Annotated in this window: 2 protein-coding genes; both read right to left on the bottom strand. The window is 67.2% G+C overall.

Going from position 1 to position 1431, the window contains the following annotated elements; translation table 11 throughout:
- On the bottom strand, positions 1-918 hold a 918-nt coding region (locus ABZV34_RS39480; RefSeq protein WP_356288129.1), incomplete at its 3' end, for a helix-turn-helix transcriptional regulator.
- 99 nt (positions 919-1017) lie between these two features.
- Positions 1018-1248: a DUF397 domain-containing protein gene (locus ABZV34_RS39475; protein ID WP_356288125.1), complete on the bottom strand. Its 231-nt coding sequence runs from the start codon at positions 1246-1248 to the stop codon at positions 1018-1020.
- Between the last annotated feature and the right edge of the window lie 183 nt (positions 1249-1431).

The raw sequence follows: 1431 nt of genomic DNA, 5'->3' as shown, positions 1-1431 counted from the left end.
CGAGGCGGAATACCGCTCGTCGGCGGTCTTCTGAAGCAGCGTCAGCGATTCCCGCGGGGTGAGAGCCTCGTCCCCCAGCCGGTCCAGGGCCAGGCGGTACTCCTCGGTCTCGTCCCGGTCCTCCAGGAAGTTCGCGCTCCTGATGTGCTCCAGGTAGACGATGTCGGGCAGGTCGAGACCGCCGAAGCGGAGATAGGTGATGGGGATGGCGGGCGCGGACGCGTTCGTCACGTCCAGGGGAACGATCTGCAACGTCACGTGGGGGCGCTGAGCCATGTCCACGAGGTACTGCAGTTGCTCGCGCATCACGTCGCGGCTGCCCAGCACCCGCCACAGGACCGACTCGTCGATGACCGCCCACAGCTGTGGGGCGTCATCACGACGCAGCAACTCACGTCGGCGCGTGCGCAGTTCCACGCGGCGCTGCACCTCGCCGGCCGGTGCCGTGGGCAGACCCCGCTCCACGACCGCCTTGGTATAGGCCGGAGTCTGGAGCAGCCCGGGGACGTACTGGATCTCGAAGGTGCGGATGGCGGCAGCGGCCTCCTGCAGCCCCACCAGCCGGTCGAACCACTCGGGCATCAACCGCTTGTCGTAGCGCTGCCACCATCCCGGCTCACCGGCCCGCTGCAACAACTGGAGCAGGACCGACGCCTCGTGGCCGTCGGTGTCGTAGAGGTCCAACAACGCGCGGACGTCACCCTCCGCCGGGGGACGGCGACCCTTGCCCGCCTCGATGCGCGACAGCTTCGCCGGACTGAACCCGATGGCACGGGCGGCCTGTTCCTGCGAGAGGCCGACATCCTCGCGGATACCGGTGAGTTGGACGCCGACCAGCATCTTCAGCAGGGTCGGGGCCGGCTCGGTCCGCTTCAGATACGGTTCGAGGCGGGAGATACGAGGTGACTCGGCGGACATCCTTACTCCCTGTGGACCGGCAGACGAGAAGAACCCATCCTCGCATCCCTCGGCCCTGTCTCGCATATTCCGGCACAAGTGGAACCGTATGGCTCCGCTTCACACCAGGTGATCGAACTCCCCGTCCTTCGCCCCGGCCAGGAAGGCGGCCAGTTCGGAGGCCGTGTAGATGAGGGCCGGCCCGTCGGGGTCGCGTGAGTTGCGCAGCGCCACCCCTCCCTCGTCCAGGGGTGCCACCTCGACGCAGTTGCCCTCGGCGTTGCTGTACCGGCTCTTCACCCAGCGGACACCCAGCGAACTGGCCCGCGTTCCGTTTCGCACTGATGACACCGGACTCTCCTTGCTCACGTTCCACCACGGTGTACACGTCGACCTCCCGCCGGGTCGGACCGATCCCGCGCGGTCCTGTTCCAGCCACAACCTGTGCAATTTCCCGTGAAATTGCACGACGGGCGTCGACAGGATGGATAATAGCTCGGGCGTCAACCGCACCGTTGACGCACCGGACCTGAC

Origin of the sequence: Streptomyces sp. NPDC005195, from assembly GCF_040608315.1 — a bacterium.
GTDB classification, from domain to species: Bacteria; Actinomycetota; Actinomycetes; order Streptomycetales; family Streptomycetaceae; genus Streptomyces; species Streptomyces kaempferi.
The sequence above is the reverse complement of the archived record's forward strand: the minus strand, read 5'-3'. Positions and strand labels throughout refer to the sequence as shown.